At 70.6% G+C, this 357-nt stretch carries 1 protein-coding gene; it reads left to right on the top strand.

Translation table 11 applies throughout. The features are described 5' to 3' along the window. A partial coding sequence (locus HLK59_RS50375) for a dihydropteroate synthase (RefSeq protein ID WP_171148377.1) occupies nt 1–296 on the top strand: 296 nt, incomplete at its 5' end. Nucleotides 297–357: the final 61 nt, after the last annotated feature.

The following is a 357-nucleotide window of genomic DNA, read 5'->3' on the forward strand; positions in this document are numbered from 1 at the left end:
AGATGGGTATAAGGGACAGGCACAGTCTTGAGGCGACGCGGCGGTTGGGGGAGATGGTGTCCACCGGGTGGCCTGTGCTGGTGTCGCTGTCCAACAAGGACTTCGTCGGGGAGACGCTGGACAAGCCGGTGAAGGAGCGGGTGGTCGGGACGCTGGCGACCACCGCGGTGTCGGCGTGGCTGGGGGCGCAGGTGTACCGGGTGCACGAGGTCGCGGAGACCCGCCAGGTGCTGGACATGGTGGCGACCATCGCGGGCCATCGCCCTCCGGCGGTCGCCCGGCGGGGGCTGGCGTAGAGCCTTTTCCGCCCCCGCCGCCCCTACCCGTTCCCCCGCCCCTTATCCACCCCTTCACCCC

The organism is Streptomyces sp. S3(2020) (assembly GCF_013044505.1).
GTDB lineage: Bacteria > Actinomycetota > Actinomycetes > Streptomycetales > Streptomycetaceae > Streptomyces.